Here is a 1,335-nt window from a genome sequence, read left to right as displayed (position 1 = left end):
TGTCCCGCGTCAAGTAGTTGGCAGGGTTCCGGTCGCTAGAAATGTCGGGGTGGTCGGGTCGGCCAGGCCCAGGTGCACCTCCTGGGGCCGGTTCCAGGCGATGGCCTCGTGCGGCCTGGTCTGGTTGTACTCGAGCCGGTAGTCCTCGGCGTGCTTGGCGAGCATGACGGCGTCGTCGATCTCGTCGATGTAGAGCCGCTCGTACTTCAGGGTGCCGAATCCGCGTTCACGTGAGCCGTTCTGCCCGGGCGTCTTGACCCGGGTGCGGACGTGGGCCAGCTCGGGGCGGGCGGCGATGAACGCCTCGAACCGGAAGGAGCGGAACGGGCCGCCGTTGTCGGTGACGATGGTCAGCACCGGCTTGATCTCGCCGGTGTCCAGATCAACGTCGCACTGCTCGACGAGCGGGTGTCCGAACAACTGCTCGTAGTCGGCCAGGGCGAGCTCGACCGCGTCGATCGCATCGAACTGGTTCGCGGTCGGGGAGACGTGGAACGGGTACTCGTACTTCGACCAGTAGTCCCGGCAGCCGGCCAACCGCCAGGTGCCGCCGCTGGTCGTCTCGAACTCGGAGAAGTCCAGCTGCCAGACCTGGTTCGCGCCGGTCGGCTCGGTCGCGAACGCAGCCTTGCGACGCTCGGCGAGCTTGCGGCGTTCGCGCTGGTAGTGCGCCGGCAGGATCAGCCCCTCGTCGCGCAGCAGCCGCAGCACGGTCGCCTCAGAGACGACGTGACCGTCGTGGCGGACCATCGCCCAGATCTTGCGGTGCCCCCACGCCGGGTGCGCCAGCGCGTGCCTGAGGATCACCTCTTTGGCCGAGTCCCGGGCCGGGCGTGGCCACGGCCCTTTCGGCCGGCCACCGGCGCGGGTCTTGGCCTGCCAGCGCCGCCAGGTCCGCTCGGGCATGTCGATCAGCCGACAGAACCTCGCGGTCGACATGCCCGCCTCGACGCGGATCACCTCGAGGTCCTCGAAGGGCCCAGCCGGCCCTCCGCGGACTTCTTCCAGACCCGCAGCTCGACTGCGGCCTCACCCAGGGCCTGGGTCAGGTCAGCGACCTCGGCCTCGAGCTGCTCCTCCCGGGTCGAGGGTCCGGACCTGCCGGCCGTCAGCGCGGTCCTGCCGGCCTCCAGGAAGTCGGCCTTCCATCGGCCAATCGACTGCTCGCTGACCTTCTCCTTACGCGCGGCCTCGGCGATCGTCATCTCGCCGGCCAACACGCTCAACACGATCCGGGTCTTCTTCTCAGCCGGGATCGAAGGCGGTCTTCCCATGTCGTGGATTCTCCTTCAGGACTGACACAACAGCCCTGCCACGAATCCTGACGCGCGACAG

Annotated in this window: 2 protein-coding genes; both read right to left on the bottom strand. The window is 68.5% G+C overall.

Annotation, left to right across the window (positions count from 1 at the left end):
* Window positions 1-9: 9 nt before the first annotated feature.
* A complete protein-coding gene (locus ACYVQV_RS18955; RefSeq protein WP_461024872.1) occupies window positions 10-960 on the bottom strand; it encodes a transposase in 951 nt (316 codons plus the stop codon).
* Window positions 957-1,274 carry a transposase gene (locus ACYVQV_RS18950; protein WP_461024871.1) on the bottom strand — a complete coding sequence of 106 codons (318 nt, stop codon included), beginning with the start codon at window positions 1,272-1,274 and terminating at the stop codon, window positions 957-959. Before ACYVQV_RS18950 ends, ACYVQV_RS18955 begins: the two co-directional genes overlap by 4 nt.
* Between the last annotated feature and the right edge of the window lie 61 nt (window positions 1,275-1,335).

The sequence above is a fragment of the Thalassiella azotivora genome (assembly GCF_054781695.1).
Note: the sequence above shows the minus strand (reverse complement) of the source record. Positions and strands in the feature narration are given on the sequence as shown.